Origin of the sequence: Roseateles chitinivorans, assembly GCF_002761755.1 — a bacterium.
GTDB lineage: Bacteria > Pseudomonadota > Gammaproteobacteria > Burkholderiales > Burkholderiaceae_C > Roseateles > Roseateles chitinivorans.
Genome location: NZ_PEOG01000154.1, coordinates 1 through 1242 on the forward strand (window position 1 = coordinate 1; position 1242 = coordinate 1242).

The 1242-nt window shown below is 65.8% G+C and carries 2 protein-coding genes; both read left to right on the forward strand.

Features of this window, described 5'->3' with window-relative positions; translation table 11 throughout:
- A partial coding sequence (locus CS062_RS25110) for a 2-oxo acid dehydrogenase subunit E2 (protein WP_199174361.1) occupies positions 1 to 1008 on the forward strand: 1008 nt, incomplete at its 5' end.
- A gap of 15 nt (positions 1009 to 1023) precedes the next feature.
- A partial coding sequence (locus CS062_RS25115) for a biotin/lipoyl-containing protein (protein ID WP_303645168.1) occupies positions 1024 to 1242 on the forward strand: 219 nt, incomplete at its 3' end.

Genomic DNA, 1242 nt, shown 5'->3' on the forward strand with positions numbered 1-1242 from the left:
GCTGGTCCACGAGGTCGACGGCGTCATCTGATCCCCGCTCGTTCAGCGGCCGATCGCCGCTCCGCGTTACGCTGCGCGCTCCGACAGCATGCGACCGACGCGAGGAGATCACCATGGCCGGCCCCGATGCTCGAGGAAGTGAAGGGGTCGGGCGCCAAGGGCCGCATCACCGAGTCCGACGTCCAGTCCTTCGTCAAGGCCGTGATGGCCGGCACCGCGCAGACCTCGGCCCAGAAGGCCGCGGCACCGGCCGGCGCCGCCGGCGGTGGTGCCTTCCCGGGCCTGCTGCCCTGGCCCAAGGTCGACTTCGAGAAGTTCGGCCCCGTCGAGCGCAAGGACCTGTCCCGGATCAAGAAGATCAGCGGCGCCAACCTGCACCGCAACTGGGTCACGATCCCGCACGTCACCAACCACGACGACGCCGACATCACCGAGCTGGAAGCCTTCCGCGTCCAGCTGAACAAGGAGAACGAGAAGTCCGGCATCAAGGTCACGATGCTGGCCTTCATGATCAAGGCGACCGTCGCGGCGCTGAAGAAGTTCCCCGAGTTCAATGCCTCGCTCGACGGCGACACGCTGGTCCTGAAGAACTACTTCCACATCGGCTTCGCGGCGGACACGCCCAATGGCCTGGTGGTGCCGGTGATTCGCGATTGCGACAAGAAGGGCATCTTCCAGATCAGCCAGGAGATGTCGGAGCTGGCCAAGAAGGCCCGCGACGGCAAGCTCGGCCCGGCCGACATGACCGGCGGCTGCTTCTCGATCTCGTCGCTGGGCGGCATCGGCGGCACCTACTTCACGCCGATCATCAACGCCCCCGAGGTCGCGATCATGGGCGTGTGCAAGTCGCAGACGCGTCCGGTGTGGGACGGCAAGCAGTTCGCGCCGCGCCTGATCCTGCCGCTGTCGCTGAGCTGGGACCACCGCGTCATCGACGGCGCGGCCGCGGCCCGCTTCAACGTGTACTTCGCCTCGCTGCTGGCCGACTTCCGTCGGATCGCGCTCTGATCGGAAGGACCGGACATGGCACAAGTTGAAGTCAAGGTTCCCGACATCGGCGATTTCAAGGACGTCGCGATCATCGAGGTGCTGGTCAAGGTCGGCGACACGATCAAGGCCGAGCAGAGCCTGGTCACCGTCGAGTCCGACAAGGCCTCGATGGAGATCCCGTCCTCCGCGGCCGGCGTGGTCAAGGAACTCAAGGTCAAGCTGGGCGACAAGATCAATCAGGGCGACCTGATC